At 67.7% G+C, this 21675-nt stretch carries 21 protein-coding genes and 1 pseudogene; 15 read left to right on the top strand and 7 right to left on the bottom strand.

Annotated features, from left to right (window positions below; all coding sequences use genetic code 11):
* Positions 1-715 precede the first annotated feature (715 nt).
* Positions 716-1258, top strand: coding sequence for a hypothetical protein (locus ACQCSU_RS07190; RefSeq protein WP_426979060.1), 543 nt, complete (start codon positions 716-718; stop codon positions 1256-1258).
* 73 nt (positions 1259-1331) lie between these two features.
* Here the strand turns inward: ACQCSU_RS07190 and ACQCSU_RS07185 are convergent, their stop codons facing one another.
* The 4 genes from ACQCSU_RS07185 to ACQCSU_RS07170 all read right to left on the bottom strand — a co-directional run bounded on the left by ACQCSU_RS07185 (position 1332) and on the right by ACQCSU_RS07170 (position 4330).
* Complete coding sequence (locus tag ACQCSU_RS07185) at positions 1332-1844, bottom strand: MFS transporter (protein WP_426979058.1); 513 nt, start codon at positions 1842-1844, stop codon at positions 1332-1334.
* A 25-nt stretch (positions 1845-1869) separates the two neighbouring features.
* Positions 1870-2241, bottom strand: a complete 372-nt coding sequence (locus ACQCSU_RS07180; protein ID WP_426979057.1) for a DUF2871 family protein — start codon at positions 2239-2241, stop codon at positions 1870-1872.
* A gap of 173 nt (positions 2242-2414) precedes the next feature.
* On the bottom strand, positions 2415-3116 hold the full coding sequence (locus tag ACQCSU_RS07175) for an ABC transporter ATP-binding protein (protein ID WP_426979055.1): 702 nt from the start codon (positions 3114-3116) through the stop codon (positions 2415-2417).
* Between the two features lie 80 nt (positions 3117-3196).
* A complete protein-coding gene (locus ACQCSU_RS07170; protein ID WP_426979053.1) occupies positions 3197-4330 on the bottom strand; it encodes an ABC transporter permease in 1134 nt (377 codons plus the stop codon).
* Positions 4331-4507: 177 nt separating this feature from the next.
* On the opposite strand from ACQCSU_RS07170, the gene ACQCSU_RS07165 reads away from it, so the two are divergent.
* The 6 genes and pseudogenes from ACQCSU_RS07165 (at position 4508) to ACQCSU_RS07140 (ending at position 10792) form a co-directional block, all read left to right on the top strand.
* Positions 4508-5614: a sensor histidine kinase gene (locus ACQCSU_RS07165; RefSeq protein ID WP_426979051.1), complete on the top strand. Its 1107-nt coding sequence runs from the start codon at positions 4508-4510 to the stop codon at positions 5612-5614.
* Complete coding sequence (locus ACQCSU_RS07160) at positions 5611-6270, top strand: response regulator (RefSeq protein ID WP_426979050.1); 660 nt, start codon at positions 5611-5613, stop codon at positions 6268-6270. Before ACQCSU_RS07165 ends, ACQCSU_RS07160 begins: the two co-directional genes overlap by 4 nt.
* Before the next feature lie 99 nt (positions 6271-6369).
* Positions 6370-7191 carry a membrane protein insertase YidC gene (yidC, locus tag ACQCSU_RS07155; protein ID WP_426979049.1) on the top strand — a complete coding sequence of 274 codons (822 nt, stop codon included), beginning with the start codon at positions 6370-6372 and terminating at the stop codon, positions 7189-7191.
* Between the two features lie 668 nt (positions 7192-7859).
* A complete protein-coding gene (locus tag ACQCSU_RS07150) occupies positions 7860-8345 on the top strand; it encodes a hypothetical protein (protein WP_426979048.1) in 486 nt (161 codons plus the stop codon).
* Positions 8346-8445: 100 nt separating this feature from the next.
* Positions 8446-9105, top strand: coding sequence for an NAD(P)H-binding protein (locus ACQCSU_RS07145; RefSeq protein ID WP_426979047.1), 660 nt, complete (start codon positions 8446-8448; stop codon positions 9103-9105).
* A gap of 117 nt (positions 9106-9222) precedes the next feature.
* A pseudogene (locus tag ACQCSU_RS07140) lies at positions 9223-10792 on the top strand (Na+/H+ antiporter).
* Positions 10793-10842: 50 nt separating this feature from the next.
* Here ACQCSU_RS07140 and ACQCSU_RS07135 read toward each other — a convergent pair.
* A complete protein-coding gene (locus tag ACQCSU_RS07135) occupies positions 10843-12045 on the bottom strand; it encodes an ROK family protein (RefSeq protein WP_426979046.1) in 1203 nt (400 codons plus the stop codon).
* 107 nt (positions 12046-12152) lie between these two features.
* Between ACQCSU_RS07135 and ACQCSU_RS07130 the strand changes: the two genes are divergently transcribed.
* The 5 genes from ACQCSU_RS07130 (at position 12153) to ACQCSU_RS07110 (ending at position 17191) form a co-directional block, all read left to right on the top strand.
* On the top strand, positions 12153-13859 hold the full coding sequence (locus ACQCSU_RS07130; protein WP_426979045.1) for a glycoside hydrolase family 13 protein: 1707 nt from the start codon (positions 12153-12155) through the stop codon (positions 13857-13859).
* A gap of 116 nt (positions 13860-13975) precedes the next feature.
* Positions 13976-14893 carry an aldo/keto reductase gene (locus ACQCSU_RS07125; RefSeq protein ID WP_426979737.1) on the top strand — a complete coding sequence of 306 codons (918 nt, stop codon included), beginning with the start codon at positions 13976-13978 and terminating at the stop codon, positions 14891-14893.
* Between the two features lie 181 nt (positions 14894-15074).
* Positions 15075-15938, top strand: coding sequence for an HpcH/HpaI aldolase/citrate lyase family protein (locus ACQCSU_RS07120; protein ID WP_426979044.1), 864 nt, complete (start codon positions 15075-15077; stop codon positions 15936-15938).
* Between the two features lie 28 nt (positions 15939-15966).
* Positions 15967-16920, top strand: a complete 954-nt coding sequence (locus tag ACQCSU_RS07115) for a DUF2797 domain-containing protein (protein WP_426979043.1) — start codon at positions 15967-15969, stop codon at positions 16918-16920.
* Between the two features lie 46 nt (positions 16921-16966).
* The gene (locus ACQCSU_RS07110) at positions 16967-17191 is read left to right on the top strand and encodes a DUF3188 domain-containing protein (RefSeq protein WP_426979042.1); all 225 of its coding nucleotides are present in this window, start codon (positions 16967-16969) and stop codon (positions 17189-17191) included.
* Here the strand turns inward: ACQCSU_RS07110 and ACQCSU_RS07105 are convergent.
* Complete coding sequence (locus tag ACQCSU_RS07105) at positions 17181-18842, bottom strand: SulP family inorganic anion transporter (RefSeq protein ID WP_426979041.1); 1662 nt, start codon at positions 18840-18842, stop codon at positions 17181-17183. The genes ACQCSU_RS07110 and ACQCSU_RS07105 overlap by 11 nt on opposite strands.
* Entirely contained in the window at positions 18839-19216 is a 378-nt protein-coding gene (locus ACQCSU_RS07100) for an ArsR/SmtB family transcription factor (RefSeq protein ID WP_426979040.1), read from the bottom strand. The genes ACQCSU_RS07105 and ACQCSU_RS07100 overlap by 4 nt, the downstream gene beginning before the upstream one ends.
* A gap of 147 nt (positions 19217-19363) precedes the next feature.
* Here ACQCSU_RS07100 and ACQCSU_RS07095 point away from each other — a divergent pair, with 147 nt between their 5' ends.
* The 3 genes from ACQCSU_RS07095 to ACQCSU_RS07085 are packed head-to-tail and all read left to right on the top strand — an operon-like array spanning position 19364 to position 21637.
* Positions 19364-19849: an FAS1-like dehydratase domain-containing protein gene (locus tag ACQCSU_RS07095; RefSeq protein WP_426979039.1), complete on the top strand. Its 486-nt coding sequence runs from the start codon at positions 19364-19366 to the stop codon at positions 19847-19849.
* A 32-nt stretch (positions 19850-19881) separates the two neighbouring features.
* Positions 19882-20331 carry a MaoC family dehydratase gene (locus tag ACQCSU_RS07090; protein WP_426979038.1) on the top strand — a complete coding sequence of 150 codons (450 nt, stop codon included), beginning with the start codon at positions 19882-19884 and terminating at the stop codon, positions 20329-20331.
* Positions 20332-20356: 25 nt separating this feature from the next.
* Entirely contained in the window at positions 20357-21637 is a 1281-nt protein-coding gene (locus ACQCSU_RS07085) for an MFS transporter (RefSeq protein WP_426979037.1), read from the top strand.
* Positions 21638-21675: the final 38 nt, after the last annotated feature.

The following is a 21675-nucleotide window of genomic DNA, read 5'->3' as shown; positions in this document are numbered from 1 at the left end:
GCGCGTTCCTCCGGGATGCCCTACGACCAATTTCGCGTCACTGCGCGCAATCTCAGCGTCGACGCCGCCGATCCAAGGTTTTCCCAAGTTGCTTTGCCTAGCGTCTGTCTTGTCACCTAAGACCAGTGCCGCAAGGAGCGCAGATGGATCGTTGCGTAGCACCGATCCCCCTCTCCGTGACCCGGTCCCCGGGGAGGCACTCGCGTCATGGGCGCCCGGTTGCTCCTTTCCGGCCGCGCCGCACTTCGCTGATCTCCCTCCTCGCGGTGCCGGCCGGTGGCAGGCACCGGGCTGGCCGCAGCAGGCCGCCGGGTGCAGCGTTCCTGGTGGGGCGGCTATGGGATTTCGTCTCTCGTCCACTTTTCTGGGCGTACTCCTGGTTATCGTGGGGGAGGTGGTCTCGGCTCCCCCACGATTCCTCGGGTGCTGCCGGGTCGCACCTGCACGCGGGGTCGGTTACCTACGACTCCGCGGGCGCGGCCGGTTCGCACATTCACAATGCGGTTCTGCCGGCCGCCGCGATGGAGGCTCCGGCTGTATTGCCGCGGACCGGGTGGACGGCTACGGCCAGCGATGAAGAGGTTTTACCCGCACGAACGGCCGCGCCGCCAGTGTGCTTGACGGCAATGCTCCCGCAGCGTGCCAGAGATTATCGGCATGGGTGCCTCCTGGGCGTGATGTGTTAATTCGTGGATCCAGCCGCTACACTCTCGGCATGGGAAAACTTGGGGGACTCGTTCTTGTTGCTCTGCTCGGAATCACTGGGTGCTCAGCACCGGCGGCAACCGAACGGGCGGCAACCGAAACGGCAACAACCGAACCGGCAACAAGCGAAACGGCGCCTGCAGAGACCGCGAGCGCCGAGGCCTCGGAACCGATCGGCCCGCTGCTCGCGGAGCCCGCCCCGGCAGCAAGCGAGTCGTCATCTGCAGAGACCGTGAGCGCCGAGGCCTCGGAACCGATCGGCCCGCTGCTCGTTGCACCCTCCCCCGCTGCGTCCGTAGCTCCGGAATTCAATGACGAGTCCGCGCAGAGGAAATACCTTGAAGGCGTGAAGAAGGTCTGGCGTGGGGACATACCGTCGGACGAGGTGCTTCTGGAGGACGGCGGCGCTTCCTGCACGCTCTTCGCAGAGGGTAAGAATCGGTCGGAAATTGGGACTACGGCGGGTCCGGGCCTAGTGGATATCGACAACGCAACGGCGGCCGCCACCTACGCCAGCCGGAACCTGTGCACGCAGTTCAACACGGACCGCTAGATGATCCGCTTCAGGTTGCTCGATCCATCAAGATAGAGGTTGGGTGTTGCTCCGCTGATGGCGGGAAGGCCGCTCAGCTGAATGCTTGGCGCGGCAAGCTGTATTGCCAGTGGGCTTGCGAGCAGCATCCCGAATGCGGACGACGATGACACCGATCCGTTGGGGAAGTTGACTGCCCCGCCGCCCGTGCCCGTGTTCGCCAGGGTTGGCCCGCCGGCTTGGTAGCCGGCGTCCTCACCCGTCCCTGCTCACCGTCCACGGCAAACCACTCTTCGCCGCCTATGAGGGCTACCTGATGGGTGTCATGAAAGCCGTCCTGGAACACGCGGTGGAAAATACCGCCATCGCCGATGCGGTCCCCGAGCCTTCCCGCGGTCAGCAGCAGGGCCGCGAAAACCACGTAGTAAAGGCTGTTCACCCTTTGGGCGTCGGAGAGGTCCAGTTTCAGGTCCGCGATGATGGCCGGCAGCGAAACACCGACCATGGTGCCGTCGCTGACGATCATGGACAGCCCGGCGGCCAGTACAGCGGGGCCGATCCATCGTTTCCGCGTGCCGGCGGCCGGCGCTTCCAGGTTCAGGATCATATCTGCCGACTTAGGGTCAGTGGGGTCAGTTGGCCCGGGTGAGTTCGGCTTCGGCGGTTTCTTTGCCGGAGACGCGCTTGCCGAGGGTGATGAACAGGAGAATCAGGCCGGCGGTGAGGCCGATGTGGCCCAGCCCGGAGATGCCTGCGATCGCGGCTGACGGGGTGATGCCCTGGACGGTGAGGATGCCGCTGAGGACCATCATGGCCGCGGTGAGGGCCAGGCCGGCGTTGTAGGTCCAGAAGAACACGTTGAACATGCGCAGGCCGGAGAGGTTGAAGAGCTTGTCCAGTGCCAGGACGGCGAGGAAGAACAGCATGCCCATGGCCAGGAGGTGGGGTGTGGACCAGGGAAAGCTGGGTGTCGCCGGTGAAGTCGTTGGCTTTGGTGAATACACGGTAGAACAGCCCGGACGCCAGGCCGGCGATCATGTAGGAGAGGGAGGCGTAATAGATCTTTTTCATGAGAGGTGGTCCTTGGGTTAATGGGGGAGAGGGGCGGAATTCTTCAGGGACGGGCCCCCGGGTTGGCGGGCCCGTTCCTGCACGACGTCAGCGGGGATGTTGGGTATCAGACCGTCGTCAGCACGGGGGCGGTGAGTTTACCGTCGCGCATGGTGGCGACCGAGTCGGTCAGTGGGACGAATTCGGTGTCGTGGGTGACCATGACGGTGGCGACCATGAAGTCGTCGGTGACGCGGCGCAGGAGCCGGACGATGGAGTCGCTGCGTTCGTGGTCCAGGGCTGCGGTTGGTTCGTCCACGAGCAGGACCTTGGGATCGCCCATCAGGGCGCGGGCGATGTTGACCCGCTGGCGCTGGCCGCCGGAAAGCTGGTGCGGGCGTTTGTCGGCGCTGGAGCTGAGTCCGACAACGTCGAGGAGTTCGACGGCCTTTGACCGGGCAGCCTTGAGGGGTTTTCCGCGCAGGTGGTCGCCGATGATGAGTTGTTCGGCGGCGGTCAGGGACGCGAGCAAGTTGGGCTGCTGGAAGATGATGCCGATCTTCTCCCGCCGCAGCGCGGTGAGGGCCTTCTCGCCGAGCCCGGTGGCGTCGGTGCCGTCGATGATCACCAGTCCATGGGTGGGGTGGACGAGGGTGGCGGCCGCGGCCAGAAGACTGGATTTTCCGGACCCGGAGGGTCCGACGAGGGAGATCATCTGGCCGGCCTGCACGGTGAGGTTCACGGCGTCCAGGGCCTTGATGGTTCCATCCCCGTCCGGGTATTCGAGGGTGACGTTGACGAGGTTCAGGGGGCTGGGGGTGGAGGACATGGTGTTACTTCCTTTTCAGAATGTGCTCAGGCGGAATCTGTGACGCGGCCGCGGACGGGACCGGCTCGCTGCCGTGGGTTTTAGTTCCCGCCCAGGGCGATCAGGGCGTCGACCTTGGTGCCGCGGCGGACGGCCAGTGCCGCACCGGCCAGGCCGAGGGCGATGATTCCGAGGATGGGCAGGACTGTCGTTGCGGGGTTGACCAGGAAGGGGGCTGCCTGGGCTGCGAAGATGCCGCCGAGGATGCCGATCCCGCCGCCGATTCCAGCCCCGGCCAGCAGGACGATCGCGGCCTGGGTGATGGCGTCGCGCAGGACGTAACTGCCGGAGGCTCCCATGGCCTTCAGGACAGCGATGTCGCGGGTCCGCTGGACGGTCCATACGGTAAGGAAGGCCACGATGACCAGGGCGGAGATGCCGTAAAGGAAGGCCTGCATCAGCGTCAGGGAACCGTTCTCGCTCTTATAGGAGCCCAGTGCCTGGAAGGATCCGGTGCGCGAAGCGCTCACGGTGTGGGCTGCGACGTTGGCAGCGGCCTCGTCAACGGTGGCGCTGTCCTTGTAGGTGATGGCGGCGACGGTTCCGAGCTGCTCCGGGTCGGTCAGGTGGGCGAGTTTGGACCAGGTAGGAAGCGCGGTCCAGACGACACTGGTGTGGGAGTACCACTGGTCCTCGACCACGGCGCTGACGGTCAGTTCGGTTCCTCCGACGCTGGCCCTGTCTCCAGTGTTCAGGGAGAGGGCCTTGGCCACCGTTTTGCCGATCACGACGGTGTCGGCGGTGACGTGTGAGGGTGCCAGTTGGCCGTCCGGTGCGACGCCGAAGACCGCGACGTTGGTGGTGCCGGTGGCCGCGCCGCTGCCTGCGGCCACGGCCTGGAAGCGGGTCTGGCTGATGCCCAGGGCTTCGGCGTTTCGTACGCCGGCCCGGTTCTTCCAGCTGTGGACCTGCGCGGCGGTGATTTCGCTTTCGGTGAAGGAGGCCTTGGGCTCGTTGGCGCCGGGGGCGCCGAAGACGATGCTGTCCACTGCCTTGGAGTCGACGTCGCTGCCGTTGACGGCGCCGAGTTTGTCAATGGCCGAGGTCGACTGGTCGCCCAGGCCGGCCGTCAGCCCCGAGAGCATGACGAGCAGCAGGGTGATCAGGGCAACGACGCCGCCCATCAGGGCGAACCTGCCCTTGGCAAAGCGGATATCGCGGATAGCAAGGAACACGTTTGTTCTTCTTTCATTGGGTGACGCGCGGCGGCCGAAAGGCTCTTTTGTCCACTCTTCCGCGGGCCGGTGCCGGCGCCATCGCGCAGTTGGTTGATACGCGGGGGAAGAACGGTTGATCCCCGGGTCAACCAATTGGTTGATCCCGCCGGGGACGGGCACGCATAAGCTGATCCAATGCCTGCCACGGAACCACTCCGACCCCCGGACGAGGCCGGTCTCAACGGACCCGGCGACGCGCTCAGCGGCCTGGACGCTGCGCCCTCCGTTGCGATCCTGCGCGTCCTGAGAGTGACGCTGCACGTCGGCTTCGCCGCCCTGCTGGGTGTGGCTGTTCTGAGGCTGCTGGTATCCGGTGGCGGGCACCCACTGCGGTATGCCTTGGCCGGGACCGCGCTTGTTCTGGCCGGGGTTTACCTGACCGGCACCATCCTGGAAAAGCGCTTCGCCGCCGGCAGCACGGGTTTCGATCCGCGCCGCTACGGTTTCCTGTGGCTGGGACTCGTCACCGCCCTGTGGGCCGTCCTGCTGGCCGGAAGTTCCGACTTCGCCTGGCTGGCATTCCCCCTCTTCTTCCTGCACCTGCACTTGCTTCGGCGACGGATTGCACTGCTGACCATCGCGTTCATGACGGCGGCGGTGATTGCCGCCCAGTGGGCTGCCAGCGGACTGGCCGTCCCGCATCTGGCGGTGGTCCTAGGTCCCCTGTTCGGTGCGGCCTTCTCTGTCGTCACCGGGCTTGCCTACCTCGCGCTCTACCGCGAGGCGGAGAACCAGCGCCGTGCAGCCGATGAACTCCGCCGGACCCGTGCGGAGCTGGCAGAATCCCAGCACGACGCCGGCGTGCTGGCCGAGCGCGAACGGCTGGCCCGGGAAATCCACGACACACTCGCCCCGGGGCATCGGCTGCGCTGCCGGTTTGAACTCGACGGCGACCCCGCCGAGCTGCCGCAACCGTACCGGGTGACCCTGCTCCGAGCCGCCCAGGCCAGCCTCGCCAACGTCAGAGACCACGCCAACGCCAGCAACGCCGTCGTGACCGCCGCTTTCCTGGGCAGTGAAGTCACCATGGATATCTATGATGACGGTGTCGGCTTTGACCCCGCCGGGTTGGCCGCCCAGATGGATGCCCGGACGGACGGGAGCGGTTTCGGGCTGCGGTCATTGCAGGAACGGGTGACGGCGCTCAAAGGCTCTCTCGAACTCGAATCAGCCCCCGGGGAGGGTACGGTGGTGGCCATCCGTCTGCCCCTGGACGACGTGCCTGAGAGGGAAGAACAATGAACGACATCCGCATTCTGCTGGTTGATGACCATCCCGTGGTCAGGGCCGGGCTGCGGGCCATGCTCACCGAATTCGATGGCATCTCAGTAGCAGCCGAAGCAGCCGACGGCGACGCAGCACTCAAGGAACTCAAGCGGTTACAAACCCTTGGCGACCCGGTGGATGTCGTGCTCATGGACCTGCAAATGGGCGCCGGCATGGACGGAGTCACCGCGACCTCGCAGATCAGGCTGCTGGAAGCGGCCCCGCCGGTCCTGGTCCTGACCACATACGACACGGATGCGGACATCCTGGCCGCCGTGGAGGCAGGCGCCAGCGGCTACATGCTTAAGGACGCACCGCCCGAACAGATCCGGCAGGCCGTGCTGGCAGCCGCCGCGGGCCAGACTGCCCTGGCTCCCAAAATAGCGGCCCTGCTCATGAACCGGATCAGCAATCCCGCCGCCTCGCTCACCCCGCGGGAAGTCCAATTGCTCGAATTGCTGGCGACCGGGCTGTCCAACCGCGCCATCGCAAAACAGATCTTCATCTCCGAGGCAACCGTGAAAACCCACCTGGTGCACATCTACGGCAAGCTCGGCGTGGACAACCGCACCGCAGCTATCGCTGCTGCAACCCAGCGCCGCATCATCCGGGTCCCCAGGCACCAGGTATGAGACGCCCGGCAAGGAGAGTTCACACATCCCGCAACACCAGCGCGTGACAAGTGCCTCGTTTCGCCGTAGCTTTGCGGCACCGACGAATGGCGATATCGTATGGAGTTCTTTGAAACAGTCATGTTTCCGTTCAGGTGGCTTGTGTCCGCCATCATGGTGGGCTTCCATGAGGGTCTGGGCGTCATCGGCTTGCCGGCGGCGAACGGCTGGACGTGGACCCTGTCCATCATCGGGCTGGTGCTGGTCATCCGTGCCGGCCTGATTCCCGTGTTCGTGAAGCAGATCGAAGCCCAGCGCCGCATGCGGCTCCTGCAGCCTGACCTGAAGAAGGTCCAGGACGAGTACAAGGACAAGACCGACCAGCTGTCCAGGCAGGCCATGGCGCAGGAACAGATGGCCCTGTACAAGAAACACGGCACCAACCCGTTCTCCGCCTGCCTGCCCATATTGATCCAGACGCCGTTCTTCTTCGCGCTCTTCACCGTGCTATCAGGAATTACGACGGCGGCCGATAGGGGCCAGGGCATCGGAGCGATGAGCCACGACCAAGTGGTGCAGTTCAACGAATCCAGCATTTTCGCCGCCCCGCTGTCCGCGTCCCTGCTCCACGGTGGCGGCGGTGATTCTGTTGCGGTCACGGTGCTGACCATCCTCATGGTCGTTGCCATGACGGCATCGCAGTTCATCACGCAGAAGCAGATCATGGCCAGGAACCTGTCCGAGGAGGCCGCGGCCAGCCCGTTCATGCGCCAGCAGAAGATGATGCTCTACATCCTGCCGGTGGTCTTCGGCGTCGGTGGCATCATTTTCCCCATCGGCGTCCTGATCTACTGGACCACCACCAACCTCTGGACCATGGCACAGCAGTTCTTCGTCATTGACCCCCGGGCGCCCGGTCACGGCAGGGGTCATGCCGGATAGCGTCAGCCCTGAGGGGCTCCGCACCCCAAACCTGAAACAATCCAGCCGCCGGAAACGGTACGGCTTACACCGACGGTCCAGTCACCACTGTGCACCGTCCACTCGTCGGTTGCTTTCCATCCCACGGTGGGGGCGCCGGAAGGCGCGGCTACCGACGTGGACCACGCCACGGCAGCCGCTTCAGGTGTCGCCTCTCCCGGCACGCTTGTGTCCATGCCCGGGACGCTTGCGTCGACATCTGAAACATAGGCGCCGTGACACGGTGTCGCCCGCTCGACTGCCGCTGTAGCCGTCGGCACGGGCGTCGCCGCTGTCACGGTCGACGGCGGCGTCGTCGCACACGAGGACAAAGCGAGCATAAGAAGGGCCGCTGCTCCAGCCACCAGGACGTTCTCCCTCATGGCCGCATCATACTGCTGGCGCCGGGCCTGACACATACGTATGCCCTTCCCCGCCCGCGCACCATTCAGGCCCCTTGCGGCGGAGGGGGCCGGTGTTGACGGTGGTGCGAGGATGATGGAATGTCCTTCTTTGATGATCTTCCGGAACGGCCCGACAGGCCACGCCCGCCAAAGCACGTGCCGCCCGTCTGGGCGGGCCCGCCATCGGATGAGCTACCCGTTGTTGTCTCCTTGGGGCAGTTCATTCATCGGTCCGCAGAAATGGTCATGGCCGCGAAGAGTGTCGAGGTCTTTTCCACGGGCTGTCTGATCGAGGTTGTCTGGTCTGTCCGCCGGGGGACCGAGTCGGACCGCGACTGGAGCATGGTCACTGATCAGTGCTTCAACCGGGGCCGCTACAGACTGGATTCGGAAAACGGCCGCGGCGGTGCCCTTCGATTCGGTGTCGCCTTTCCCGATGGACGGAAGGCGACGACGACCCAGTTGTACCCGGGGATGTTTGACGGCACGGAACAGGTGACCGGGCCCGTCTTGATGATGTCGGGCGGCGGCGGCGGAACGGGCAGTGACGACGAGGTCTCCGCGTCAACCAAGTTCTGGCTCTGGCCGCTGCCCCTGGCCGGGGACACGCGCGTGGTTGCGCAATGGGATGACATCGGCATGAAGGAGGAATCCATCATCGTGACCGGTGAACAGTTGAGGACGGCGGCAGCCAAGGTGCAGAAATACTGGGTTGCCCCGGCTCCTGACTAGTCCCTGGACTGCCGCCTGAACGGCTGGACGGCTGGCAATGTAGGACTCCCGCGAAGGAGTTTGCCGGTCAAGCGTGGGCGAAGTGGGACAGAATGGGCCCATGACACGAACCGCAATCATCGGCGGCCACGGAAAAGTGGCTTTGGAACTGTCCAGGATCCTCGCGGCGGACGGGCAGGACGTCACGTCCTTCTTCCGCAACCCGGACCATACGGCCGACGTCGCGGCCACCGGCGCAACGCCGGCTGTCCTGGACGTTGAGAACTCGACGACGGCTGAGATCGCCGAGGCCCTGCGGAACCACGACGCCGTGGTGTGGTCCGCGGGCGCCGGCGGCGGAAGCCCGGAGCGAACCTACGCGGTGGACCGCGACGCGGCTATCCGTTCGATGGACGCGGCGGGCCAGTCCGGCGTCGGACGCTACATCATGGTGTCCTACCTCGGCGCAGGGCCGGACCACGGTGTCCCCCAGGACAACGGTTTCTACGCCTATGCCGAGGCCAAAGCCGCCGCGGACGCCTACCTCCGCGGCACCAGCCTGGACTGGACCATCCTGGGCCCCGGCTCGCTCACCGACGGCCCCGGCAATGGCCTGATCGACGTCAACCCGGCCGACACCTCCGACGGCACCGGCACCGCGCGCGCCAATGTCGCGCTCGTCGCGGCCGCAGTCCTCGGGCTGAAGGTAAGCATTGGCCGCACCATCGAATTCCGCGACGGCAGCCTGCCCATCGCGGCGGCCTTGGAGGCCTTGGCCTAGCTCAGGGCTGCTTCCGGCCCCCGGTAAGGTCCGGCCTGCTTCCCGATAAAGTGGCGGGGGCGGTCGACGCATCCGGAACGCATGGCGGCCGCGATGACTTCTGGGGAAAGTGAGCTTATGGACCAGCTGGCACTCATCATAGGACTGCTGCTGGCCACGGTGGTGGCTGTGGGTGTGGGGGACAGGCTGCGGCTGCCATTCCCGGTCCTGATGCTGATCCTGGCAGCTTCGCTGACCTTCATTCCGGGGTTTCCGGAGATGGAGATCTCGCCGGAGCTGATCCTCCCCATCTTCCTGCCCCCGCTGCTCTTCGCCACCGCGCAGCGCAGTTCGTGGGCTGTCTTCAGGGTCCGCTGGCGCAGCCTGCTGATGCTGGCCGTCGCCCTCGTGTTGTCTCGACGGTGTGGTCGCCGGCGCGGCCTGGCTCATGATCCCGAGTATCGGCATCCCCGCCGCCATCGCACTGGGCGCCATGGTGGCTCCGCCCGATCCGGTGGCCGTGGAATCGATCGCCGGGCGCGTCCATATGCCGCGCCGGCTCATCACCGTGCTGCAAAGCGAAGGCCTCTTCAACGACGCGGCCGCCATCGTCATCTTCCAGGCCGCGGTGGCCGCCACGGTCTCCGGCACGAAGATCGGCCCCGGCGTTGTCCTGCAGTTTGCGCTTGGCGCCGCGACCGCCGTCGTGGTGGGCATCGGCATGGGTTGGCTCACCAGCCTGATCACCCGGCTCGTGCAGTCCATGGTGGCCCGCAGCGCCGTCACCCTCGTGGTGCCGTTCGCCGCCTATATCCTGGCCGAAGAGGTGCACGCCTCCGGTGTGATCGCCGTCGTCATCACCGCCCTGGAGATGCAGCGCCACTCCAGGCCGCAGGATGCCGCCGAAAGGGTCACCCGGACGGCCTTCTGGGACGTGGTCGAACTGCTGGTCACCGGGCTGGCCTTCGGCCTGGTGGGACTGGAAGTGCGGCAGGTTATCCGGGACGAAGGCACCGGCATATTCGACATGATCGGCACCGCCGTCGTGATCTGCGTGCTGGCGTTCGCGGTCCGGTTCGCCTGGCTGGCCATGATGTCCGGCCTGTCGCGCACCAAGAGGGATTCGCTGCGCCCCACCTCCGCCAAGGAAGTCCTGATCCTCACCTGGTGCGGTATGCGCGGCCTGGCCACCCTGGCGCTGGCCCTGGCTCTCCCGCTGACGCTGGAGGACTGCAGTCCGTTCCCGGCCCAGGGCCAGCCGATCGTGATCGCCTGCGCGGTCCTGCTGGCCACCCTGGTGCTCCCGGGGCTGACACTTCCGTGGCTGATGCGGGTCCTCAAGGCTTCCGGGGACGGTTCGGAAGAACGCGACGCCGCCCGGGTCCTGGCCGGACGCGCGCAGCAGGCGGCTATCGCGGCGCTGAAGGACAACGAGCTCATGAAGGAGCTGCCACCCGAAAAGGTGGCGCTGGTCAAGGAAAAAATGACCCGCTTGCATGCTGAACTGCTCGATGGCAGCCTCCGCAATGAAAGCGTGGGGGAGAAACGCAAGCGTGGCCGCGAACTCGCGATCGCCGTGCAGACCATTGCGCTCGATGCGGCCCGCCAGGAAGTCGTGGCAGCCCGCAACGAGCCGGACATGGACCCTGAGGTCGCGGACCGGGTGCTGCGCCAGCTGGACCTGCGCACCATGATCATGCCGGAGTAGTCCCGGCCCGCGCCCCGGCCGGAGTAGACCAGGCGTGAGCCCTGGAGCGATCACGCCGGCGCAGGAAACTCCAGCTCCAGGGCATTCTCCTCCACATAGTCCAGGGCGTGCCGGATGGCGCCCATCGTGACGATCGCATCGCCCAGCGGGGAGACCGTGACGCGCGGCGGGGTCGCGGTGAAGCGGGGGAGCAGGGCGTTGATGCCGGGCAGCAGCGCCCCGGCCGACTCGGCTACGGCACCCCCGATCACCACCTGCTCCGGGTTGATCAGGCTGGCTATCGAGGCAATGACCCGCGCCATCCGCTCCGAGATCCGGTCCAGGATCTGCAGCGCCGCGGGATCCCCGGCGCGGGCATCCTCGAAGACCCGACGGGCGCTGGCCGCGCCTCCCTGAGTGCCTCCGGCTGACGGCCCGCCGCCGGCCGCGGACCACTGCCGTGCCAGGCTGGCGATGCCGTCGCTGGAGCCCACGCCCTCGACCATGTCCAGGTAGCCCATTTCGCCGGCCGCGCCGCCCCGGCCATGCAGCAGCCGGCCGGACTCCATCACGCCCGCACCGAGCCGCTCGCCAGCCAGGAGCACCACGAGGTCGTCCACGCCCGTGCCGGAACCGCGCCAGCGTTCGCCGAGCGCGGCGAGGTTGGCGTCGTTCTCCAGCAGGACAGTCCACCCGTGCAGCTCCTTGAAGGCGGAGCGGAGCCCGACGTCGAACAGGCTCCAGAAGTGCTGGTTCACCAGGACGTTGCCGTCGCGGTCCACTGGGGCCGCGATACCGGCCCCGGCCGCCAGGACCTTGGCGGGATCCGTCCCCGCGGCCGCCAGCGCCTGCCGGCAGGCCCGGTCCACGACGCCAATCCGCTCCTCCGCGGGGATGTCTGTGGCCCTGAAGCTCTCACTGGAGCGCCCCACGACCGTGCCGCGGAGGTCCGCCACGGCAGCCGTCGTGGTGGCAGCGCCGATGTCGATGCCGAGGACGTAGCCCGCCTGGTGGTTGAGTTCGAAGCGCCGGGCCGGCCGGCCCTTCCTGGGGGTGCCGGGCGAGACCTCGTCCCGCTGGGGGGTGTCCAGCTCGCGGATCCAGCCGCGCCGGATCAGGTCCTCGCAGACGGCAATCACGGACGCCCTGGTGAGCCCGGTCCGGGCCATCAGCTCGGTGCCGGTGGCCACGTCGATGCTGCGGACACAGCCCAGTACCGCCTGGGCGTTGACCCGGCGCAAGAGCTGGGGCGTGGCGGCGGCTGCCTGCGGCATCAAATCTTGACCTCCCCTGGATCCGGACCCATAATTGTTCAGGCAATAGATTTACCTTGTATCTAAAATACCAGAATCCTGTCCCGAGCCCCGAAGGAATCTCTCTCTTGACCACCACCGCCACGCTGGCAACCCTGTCCGGTTCCGACCTTGCTGCCGATCCCAACTGGTGGCGCCAGGCGTCCGTATACCAGATCTACCCGCGCAGCTTCTCCGACTCCAACGGTGACGGCCTGGGCGACATCAAGGGCATCACGGCCAAGGTCCCGTACCTCAAGGAACTCGGGATCGACGCCGTCTGGCTGAGCCCGTTCTACCCCTCCGCCCTCGCCGACGGCGGCTATGACGTCGACGACTACCGCGACGTGGACCCCAAGCTCGGCACGCTGGCGGACTTAGATGTGATGTCCGCCGCGCTGCACGCCGCCGGCATCAAGCTCATCGCGGACATCGTCCCGAACCACTCCTCCAACCGGCACGTGTGGTTCCAGGAGGCCCTCGCGGCTCCCAAGGGTTCTGCTGCCCGGGACCGCTACATCTTCCGGGATGGGCTTGGGCAGAACGGCGAGGTTGCGCCCTCGGACTGGGAGTCAGTCTTCGGCGGGCCCGCCTGGGAACGCATCACGGAACCGGACGGCACCCCCGGCCAGTGGTACATGCACATCTTCGCCACGGAACAGCCGGACCTGAACTGGTCCAACCGCGAGATCCGCGATGACTTCCTCAAGACCCTGCGCTTCTGGTCCGACCGTGGCGTGGACGGCTTCCGCGTGGACGTGGCGCACGCCCTCACCAAGGACCTCACCGAGCCGCTGCTGTCCAGGATTGAGCTGGGCCCGGAGAGTGGCGCCGCCGACGGGTTCGACGACGGCTCGCACCCGTTCTGGGACCGCGACGAAGTCCACGAGATCTACGTTGAATGGCGCGAGGTCTTCAACGAGTACAACCCGCCGCGCACCGCCGTCGCCGAGGCCTGGGTCCACGCCAGCCGCCGTGCCCGCTACGCCAGCCCGCAGGGCCTGGGCCAGGCCTTCAACTTCGACCTCCTGCAGGCCGATTTCGACCCCGACGACTTCCGCGAAATCATCACCCGGAACCTCGCCGAAGCCACCGAGTCCGGGGCATCATCCACGTGGGTCTTCTCCAACCACGACGTCGTCCGGCACGCCACCCGCTACGGCCTGCCCAAGGCCGGCGGCAAGCACGCCAAGGGTCAGGACGGCAAGGGCTGGCTGCTGGCCGGCGCCCCGGCCGAGGAGCTCGACGTCGAACTCGGCCTCCGCCGCGCCCGCGCGGCGACCCAGCTGATGCTCGCCCTGCCCGGCTCCGCCTACCTGTACCAGGGCGAGGAACTGGGCCTGCAGGAAGTCGGCGAGATCCCCGACTCCGAGCGCCAGGACCCCACCTTCTTCCGCAACAAGGGAGTCGAGATCGGCCGTGACGGCTGCCGCGTGCCGCTGCCCTGGGCCGCGGAGGGCAGCTCCTTCGGCTTCGGCGACGGCGGGGCGCACCTGCCGCAGCCGGCCTGGTTCGGCCGCTACGCCGTCGCTGCCGAGGACGGCGTGGAAGGATCCACCCTGGAGTTCTACCGCAAGGCCCTCAAGCTGCGCCGCGAACTGCATACCTCGGAAGAACTGGAATGGCTCGAAACCGGCAACGCCGACGTCCTGCACTTCAGCCGCCCGGGCGGCTGGCAGACGGTGACCAACTTCGGCGACGAACCGGTGGAACTGCCGGCCGGCCAGGTGCTGCTCAGCAGCGGACCGCTCGACGGTGGCCTGCTGCCGGCCAGCACCACCGTCTGGCTGCGGTGAGCCACGCGTCCGGAGGCCCCGAAAACAGCATGTTGCCCGCCCAGGAGCCGGTCCCCGCCCAGGAGCCGGTCCCTGCCCAGGAGCCGGTCCCTTTCCAGGAACTGATCTACGGCTGCATGGGCCTCGGCGGCAGCTGGTCGGCGGAGCCGTACTCGTCTGCGGACGTGGACGAGGCTGCTGCCGCCGTGGACGCCGCCCTGAATGCCGGCATCACACTGTTCGACCACGCCGACATCTACCGCAACGGCAAGGCCGAGGCAGTGTTCGGTGAGGTGCTGGCCCGGACGCCCGGGCTGCGGGAACGCATCCGGCTGCAGACCAAGTGCGGGATCCGGCTCAACGAACGGGGCCTGGAGACGCACTACGACCTCAGCCGGGACGGCATCCTGGCCCGGGTCAACGAAAGCCTGGCCCGGCTCCGCACGGACTACGTGGACATACTGATGCTGCACCGCCCCGATCCGCTGATGGACCCGGCCGAGGTGGCCTCCGCCGTCGGGCAGCTGATGGCCGAGGGCAAGGTGCGCGCCGTGGGCGTGTCCAACATGTCCGGGCCGCAGATCGAGGTGCTGCAGGACCGGCTGGAGGCCCCGGTGGTGGCCAACCAGCTGGAAATGAGCCTGCTGAAACGGGCCTGGCTGGAAAGCACCGTGTTGGTCAACCACGCGGAGGGCACCGACTACAGCTTCCCGCACGGCACCGTGGAGCACTGCGTCCGGCAGGGGGTCACCCTGCAGGCCTACGGCGCGCTGGCCCGCGGCCTGTACACCGGGGCGCCGGCCGCCATGCCGACCGCAGCGGAGGTCGCCACCACCGCCCTGGTGGCGCAGCTGGCCGGGGAAAAGAACACTACGGGGGAGTCGATCCTGCTGGGCTGGCTGATGAAACACCCGGCGGGGATATCGCCGGTGATCGGCACCGCCAAGCCGGACCGCATCCGGGCCTGCGCCGACGCCGCGGAGGTGGCCGCAGGCATGAGCCGGGCCGAGTGGTACCGGCTGTGGGTCACGGCGCGGGGCAGCAACATCCCCTAAATGGACGCCGTCGGGCTGGTCCATCCGGCCCTCCCGACTAGCTCGCAGTTGTTGTTTTGGGCGCCCAGAACGACAACAACTGCAAGCTACTTGGGTAAGGTTTGTGATTTTGGTCGTAATGGATACCCCGCGGGGCCGGAATACTTGGCTGGAGGGGCCCGGATGCGGATAGCGTAGAGACATGACCTCTACCACCGCAGCCGGGACCGTCCGGCCTCAACGCAACGTTCCAGCAGAAATCGCCCGCTCGTGGCTCCTGGTCAACGCGATGAAACCCGAGCTCTTCGACCAGTCCGCCGTCTCCCGTGCGGACGCCATCATCCTTGATATCGAGGATGCCGTGGACCCTTCGCAGAAGGACGCCGCCCGCGCGCACGTGGTGGACTGGCTCGCCGGCGGCGGCAACGCCTGGGTCCGGATCAACGACGCCACGAGCGCTTTCTGGGCCGATGACCTCGCCGGCCTCCGCGGCACGCCCGGCCTGCTCGGGGTCATGCTGGCGAAGACCGAGTCCGCGGACCAGGTCACCGAAAGCTTTCACCGCATGGACGGCAAGACCCCGGTGATTCCGCTCGTCGAGTCCGCCGTCGGGATCGAGGAAGCCAACCGCATCGCCAAGGCCCAGGGCGCGTTCCGGCTGGCCTTCGGTTCCGGCGACTTCCGCCGCGACACGGGCATGGCAGCCACCCCCGAGGCCATGGCCTACCCGCGCGCCAAGCTCGTGGTGGCCAGCCGTGTCGGCAACCTGCCGGGTCCCATCGACGGCCCCACGGTGGGAACAAACCACCCGATCCTGCGCGAACAGACCGGGATCACCGTGATGATGGGCATGACCGGCAAGCTCTGCCTCGCCATCGACCAGACCAACGTCATCAACGAGGTCATCAGCCCGACGCCGTCCGACGTCGCCTGGGCCACGGACTTCATGGCCGACTTCGAGGCCAGCGGCCGGGTCATCCGCGACGGTTCCGACCTGCCGCGCCTGGGCCGCGCCGAGAAGATCATGAAGCTCGCGGTAGCCTTTGGGGTGCAGCCGGCGCTGTAGCCGCACCCGTACCAAGCTGGGAGACCCCGTGACCGATACCCGTTATCTGGTCCACGGGGTCTTTTGGGATGGTCCGCCGCCCGTTCCCGGGCCGGGATCTGAACAGTCCGACGGCGGACAGCCGGTGCTGCGGCTGCAGGACCCCTCCGGCACCTTCACCGCGCTGGCGCTCGACGCCGGCACCCGCCTCGGTTTCCGGCTCGCCGCCGCAGGGAAGTCCTGCCTTGGGCACCACTTGGTGCACGGTCCCGCGGAGCGGGACCACATCCTGTGCCCCGCCCGCGCCGCCGCCGTCAAAGGCAGCCAGTGCGGGCGCTGCTTCGTCCTGGACGATTCGCGGCTCATCCACGACTTCCACCGCGGCGGGCGGGTCCCGCCGGGGCTGCGCGCGTACCTGATGCAGCAGCACTGGCTCTACGTCGCCACCTTCGCGAACGGGGCCAGCAAGGTCGGCACCGCCTCGCACCTGCGGAAATGGAACCGGCTCGCCGAGCAGGGCGCCGTCGTCGCCCGCTATGTGGCCCGCGCCGAGGACGGAAGGGTGGTCCGGATCCTCGAGGATCTGGTCACCCGCGACGCCGGACTGCCGCAGCAGGTCCGCTCGGCCGCCAAGGCCGCCGCGCTCGTGGCGCCGGCAGCCGCCGTCGAGCTCGAGGCGCTCAACAACCGGCTGGCCGCGGAAACCCGCCTCCTGCTGACCGGCGCCGGCATTGACGGCTTCGAGGTGGTGGACGAGACGTGGGTGCGGCCGGTGCTGTCGGACGCCGCATGCGCGCCGGCTGCCCGGCACGCTTATCCGCATGAGCTCAGCGCGGACGCCCACGGGTTCCGGATCGACTCGCTGAGCGGCAGTATTGCGGTCGCGGCACTGGACGGCAGCGAGCTGGAATTCGTGGTGAACCTGGGGCAGCTCAAGGCACGGGTGATCGAACTCGGTGACCACGGCTCGGACGTCCCGGCGGTGCAGGAGTCCTTGTTCTGAGGTTGCGGCTCGAAACGCCGGGCCCCCTGCCCGGTAGACTGGGGCGGTGCTGAACGAATTCTGGGCCTCCGCGACAACCACCTACAAGATGCTCGTTTTCAGCGCCATGGGCCTGATTGCCCTCGGCATCATCCTGAATATTGTGGGCAACAGTTCCGATAACCAGGGCCTGGCCGTGGCCTCGCTGCCCGTCATCGGCCTCGGCCTGATCCTGCACATCGCGGGGATTGTGGTCCGCGGCCAGACCATCCGGAAGAACCTCAAGCGCTGACGGCTGCGTTCCGCCGGACGTGGCTGCGCGCGTGGTCCACGGCCGCCGGCAGGCTCGTGAACAGGTGCTTGTGGTGCCGCAGCGAGCGGATCACGCCGACGTTGGTCACGAGCTCCAGGTGCTCCGGCTGGACGCCCTTCAGGAGCACCGTGACGCCCCGCAGCTCCAGCGCCGAAATCACCTCCACGAGCGTGTGGGCGCCGGTGGCGTCCAGCATCCGCACCTGGGAGAGCCGGATGATGGCCACCTGGATGTCCTTGACCTGGCTGATCTCCTGCAGCACCCGTTCCGCGGCGCCGAAGAACATGGCTCCGTCCAGCCGGAAGATGGCGATGTGCCCGTCGCCTTCCTCGGCTGCCCCGGGAATCTCCTCGCGCTTCACTCCGCTGAGCGAGGCGAATTTCCGCAGCGTGAATACTGCCGCGGCGGCGAGCCCGATCTGGATGGCGATGATCAGGTCGAAGGCCACGGTGATGAGGGCGGTGATGACGAAGACGGCGGCGTCGGCGCGCGTGGAGCGCAGGATGGCGGTCACGGTGTGCCGTGAGACCATGCGTGTCGCCGTGACCATCAGGATGCCGGCAAGGACCGCCAGCGGGATCCGGCCGACCAGCCCGGCCGCCAGATAGATGATGGCCAGCAGCACCAACGCGTGCACTATCGCGGACAGCCGGGTCTTGGCGCCGGAGCGGACGTTGACGGCGGTGCGCGCGATGGCGCCGGTGGCGGGCATGCCACCGAAGAATCCTGCCGCCACGGAGGCAAGGCCCTGTCCCGTAAGCTCCCGGTCCGGGCTGTACGCCCCGGTAGGCCTGCCGTCCGGGCCGACCATGCCGGCGGCCACCCGGGCCGAGAGCAGGGATTCGATCGCGGCCAGCGCCGCAATCGAGACCGCGGGCATCAGCAGTCCGCCAAGCGCCGCCGGATCGAAGGAGGGCGGCGACGGCGCGGGCAGCGAATGCGGTAGGGCGCCGATCCGCGGGATGTCCAGTTGCAGCACTTCAGCGGCCACGGTGGCCAGCAGCACGGCGATCAAGCTCGCAGGAAGGGACTTGCTCAGCTTCGGCAGCAGGAACATCACGGCAGCGACACCCGCCACCACGGCCAGCGTCTGGATGACGGTGGGCCCGGTGGCCCGGGACGCGCTCTCGATGGCCGCGAGCAGGGTGTTACGGCCTGGCGTCGCCTCGGTTCCGGTAGCCAGAGGGACCTGCTGGAGGAAAATGATCGCGGCGATGCCAAGGGTGAAGCCCTCAACTACCGGCCACGGGATGAAGGCCACGGCCCGGCCCAGCCCGCTGATCCCCAGCATGATCACCAGCAGCCCGGCCATCAGCGATACGAGGGCGATGCTGCTGGCGCCGTGGGAGGCCACCACCGGGGCCAGCACCACCACCATGGCGCCCGTAGGCCCGGAGACCTGGACGTTCGAACCGCCCATGACGGCGGCCACGAGGCCGGCCACCACCGCGGTGATCAGGCCGGCCTCGGCGCCCACGCCGGAGTTCACGCCGAAGGCCAGCGCCAGCGGCAGCGCCACGATGCCCACCGTGCTGCCGGCGAGCAGGTCCGTCTTCCAGGTCGAACGCAGCCCGTCGTAGTCGCGGCGGGAGGGCAGTAACCTGCTGAGCAGCGCTCGGGCGGCGCTCACGACGCGGAACCCTGGAGATGGCCGCCCGGAAGCTCCTGCGCCAGCCGTAGCTGTTCGTTCGAATCGGCCAGGCTGTCCAGCAGGAAGATCCGGGCAATGGCCAGCAGTTCCGAGATCTTCGGATGGGCGAGCCGGTAGGTCACCGCATTGGCGGACCGGGCCGAGGTCACCACGCCGTGCCGGCGGAGCGTGGCCAGATGCTGCGAGAGGTGCGAGGCCTCCAGCCCGGTCTCGGCGAGCAGGTAGCTGACCGGCGCCGCGGTGTCCGGGGCGGCCGCCAGCAGTTCAAGCACCCGGATCCGGGCCGGATGGGCGAGGGCTTTGAACAGGTTCGCCTTGATCTCGTACAAGGGGGTCTGCGCTGCGGAAATCATGGCTGGCCTGCGCTCTCGGCACCGCGGCCCGGCATGCGCCAGTACGCGGATTGATGAATTGATGTTTTCATCATACCGCACGGTGAGGCCCGGCCCGCCCGGTGTCACACGGGAGGCCGGCTGGCTGCGTGGCGCTAGGCTGGATCCATGACTATCAATCCGGATCTGCAGGGCCGCAGCTACCCTGCCGCAGAGGTGTACGAGGTAGGCCGCGAGAAGATCCGCGAGTTCGCGCGTGCGGTAAAAGCCACCCACCCCGCCCACTTCGATGTGGACGCGGCCACGGCGCTGGGCCACAGCGACCTCGTGGCGCCGCCGACCTTCGCGATCATCGTCGCCCAGCGCGCCGACGCCCAGCTGATCGAGGATCCCGACTCCGGCATCGACTTCTCCCGTGTGGTCCACGCGGACCAGCGCTTCATCCACCACCGTCCGATCGTGGCCGGGGACCGGCTGATCGCGGAACTGCACGTCGACGGCGTCCGCGCCATGGGCGGCGGCGCCATGATCACCACCCGCTCGGAAATCTTCGCACTTGCCGCAGGTGCAGACGCAGTCGCGACCGGCGATGACTCCCGCGAGGCCGTCGCCACCGCCACCTCGTCCATCCTGGTCCGCGGAGAGGGACAATAGTGAACAAGAATCCAGCGAACAAGAAACAGGGCATGAGCACGGCAACCACCCCCACCCTTGCAAGCCTCACGGTCGGCCAGGGCATCGGCAGCCGCAGCATCGAGGTCACCCGCACTGACCTGGTGAAGTATGCCGGCGCCTCCGGTGACTTCAATCCGATCCACTGGAACGAGGCCTTCGCCACCGGCGTCGGGCTGCCCGGCGTGATTGCGCACGGCATGTTCACCATGGGTGCGGCCGTCCAGCTGGTCACCGACTGGGCCGGCGACCCCGCCGCCGTCGTCGATTTCCAGACCCGCTTCACCAAGCCCGTCCCGGTGGCCGACACCACGGGGACCCCGGAGCCCGGTGCCGTGATCGAGGTCAGCGGCGCCATCGGAGCGCTCGACGCCGGCGCGGGCACCGCCCGCGTGGACCTCACCGTCGTCTCGGGCGGCCAGAAGGTGCTGGTGAAGGCCCAGGCCGTCGTCAGGCTGGCGTGACCAAGATCGTGACCAAGATACTGCCGTGACCAAGGATGTCTTGGTCCCGGCTGCCGAGATCACGCACTGGCGGAACGCTGTGGTGGTGGCCTACGGGGCCAGCGGAATCGCGTTTTCCACCTGGGTGTCCCGGCTGCCGGCCATCCGTGACGGCCTGGACCTGACTCCAGGCACTATTGGGCTGCTCCTGCTCTGCATGACGGCGGGGTCTTTCCTGTCCGTGTCCGCCTCGGGCCTGATTGTCCTTCGGCTCGGCTCCAAGCGCACCATCCGGATCGGCAGCATCATGGTCGGGTTCGGGCTGATACTGGCAGGCTTCGGCACCTCCGTGCTCGCCAGCCCGGTGGTGGTCGCCGCGGGACTGGCGATCATCGGGCTGGGCACCGCCAGCTGGAACACCGCGTCCAATGTCGAAGGCGCCGCGGTGGAACGCGCTGTCCGGCGGCACATCATGCCCCGGCTGCACGGTTCCTTCAGCCTGGGAACAGTGGCAGGAGCCGGGCTGGGTGCCTGGGCTGCCGGTGCCGGCATCCCGGTGTTCTGGCATCTGGCAGCGGGCGGGCTCGTGGTGGCCGGCTCGGTGGCAACTGCCGCTGCCTGGTTCCGTGCAGACATCACTCCGGTCGAGCCGGAACGCCCCTTCAAGGCATCCGGGACAGATACGTTCGAGGATCCCTCCACCGGGCCCATCCCCATCGTCCGGCAGACGGACGCGGCCCCCGAGCAGCCGCTGGACAACAGACGCCAGATCGGCCAGGCCTGGCGGGACCGCCGGACCCTCCTGCTGGGCGTGCTGGTGCTGGGGCTGGCCCTTGCCGAAGGGGCGGCGGGCGACTGGGTGGCCCTGGCGCTCGCAGACGGCCATGGCCAGTCGGATGCCGCCGGCGCCGCCGGGTACGGGCTGTTCGTCACCTTCATGACCGTGGGCCGCTTCGCCGGCACGCTGGTCCTGGACCGCTTCGGCCGCGTCCCGGTGATGCGCTGGTGCGCCGCCCTGGCCGTGCTGGGCCTGGGTCTGTTCGTCTTCGCCCCGGTTCCGTGGCTGGCCTACGTGGCCCTGGCGATCTGGGGACTTGGCGCCTCGCTGGGATTCCCGGTGGGCATGTCCGCCGCAGCCGACGATCCCGTCAAGGCCGCCGCCCGTGTCTCGGTCGTGTCCACGATCGGCTACGGAGCATTCCTCTGCGGGCCCCCGCTGCTGGGCCTGCTGGCGGAACACGTCGGCATCCTTCACTCGCTGCTGGCCGTGATGGTGATGCTCGTGGTCAGCTTCCTGCTCTCCCCGGTGGCGCGAAAGCTCAGTTAGCCTGCCGGGCACCGCCGGCCCGCTTGCCGGGGAGCCGC

Source organism: Pseudarthrobacter sp. O4, assembly GCF_050157025.1.
GTDB lineage: Bacteria > Actinomycetota > Actinomycetes > Actinomycetales > Micrococcaceae > Arthrobacter.
This window is presented reverse-complemented; position numbering and strand designations above follow the sequence as displayed.

What these genes read in the sequence shown, in the direction of transcription:
- ACQCSU_RS07175 (WP_426979055.1), bottom strand. Translation starts at nt 3,116, where the DNA reads ATGTCCTCCACCCCCAGCCCCCTGAACCTCGTCAACGTCACCCTCGAA.
- ACQCSU_RS07100 (WP_426979040.1), bottom strand. Translation starts at nt 19,216, where the DNA reads ATGATTTCCGCAGCGCAGACCCCCTTGTACGAGATCAAGGCGAACCTG.
- ACQCSU_RS07090 (WP_426979038.1), top strand. Translation starts at nt 19,882, where the DNA reads ATGAGCACGGCAACCACCCCCACCCTTGCAAGCCTCACGGTCGGCCAG.
- ACQCSU_RS07125 (WP_426979737.1), top strand. Translation starts at nt 13,976, where the DNA reads ATGGGCCTCGGCGGCAGCTGGTCGGCGGAGCCGTACTCGTCTGCGGAC.
- ACQCSU_RS07145 (WP_426979047.1), top strand. Translation starts at nt 8,446, where the DNA reads ATGACACGAACCGCAATCATCGGCGGCCACGGAAAAGTGGCTTTGGAA.
- ACQCSU_RS07135 (WP_426979046.1), bottom strand. Translation starts at nt 12,045, where the DNA reads ATGCCGCAGGCAGCCGCCGCCACGCCCCAGCTCTTGCGCCGGGTCAAC.
- ACQCSU_RS07160 (WP_426979050.1), top strand. Translation starts at nt 5,611, where the DNA reads ATGAACGACATCCGCATTCTGCTGGTTGATGACCATCCCGTGGTCAGG.
- ACQCSU_RS07095 (WP_426979039.1), top strand. Translation starts at nt 19,364, where the DNA reads ATGACTATCAATCCGGATCTGCAGGGCCGCAGCTACCCTGCCGCAGAG.
- ACQCSU_RS07150 (WP_426979048.1), top strand. Translation starts at nt 7,860, where the DNA reads ATGGCCGCGAAGAGTGTCGAGGTCTTTTCCACGGGCTGTCTGATCGAG.
- ACQCSU_RS07120 (WP_426979044.1), top strand. Translation starts at nt 15,075, where the DNA reads ATGACCTCTACCACCGCAGCCGGGACCGTCCGGCCTCAACGCAACGTT.
- yidC (WP_426979049.1), top strand. Translation starts at nt 6,370, where the DNA reads ATGGAGTTCTTTGAAACAGTCATGTTTCCGTTCAGGTGGCTTGTGTCC.
- ACQCSU_RS07190 (WP_426979060.1), top strand. Translation starts at nt 716, where the DNA reads ATGGGAAAACTTGGGGGACTCGTTCTTGTTGCTCTGCTCGGAATCACT.
- ACQCSU_RS07185 (WP_426979058.1), bottom strand. Translation starts at nt 1,844, where the DNA reads ATGATCCTGAACCTGGAAGCGCCGGCCGCCGGCACGCGGAAACGATGG.
- ACQCSU_RS07165 (WP_426979051.1), top strand. Translation starts at nt 4,508, where the DNA reads ATGCCTGCCACGGAACCACTCCGACCCCCGGACGAGGCCGGTCTCAAC.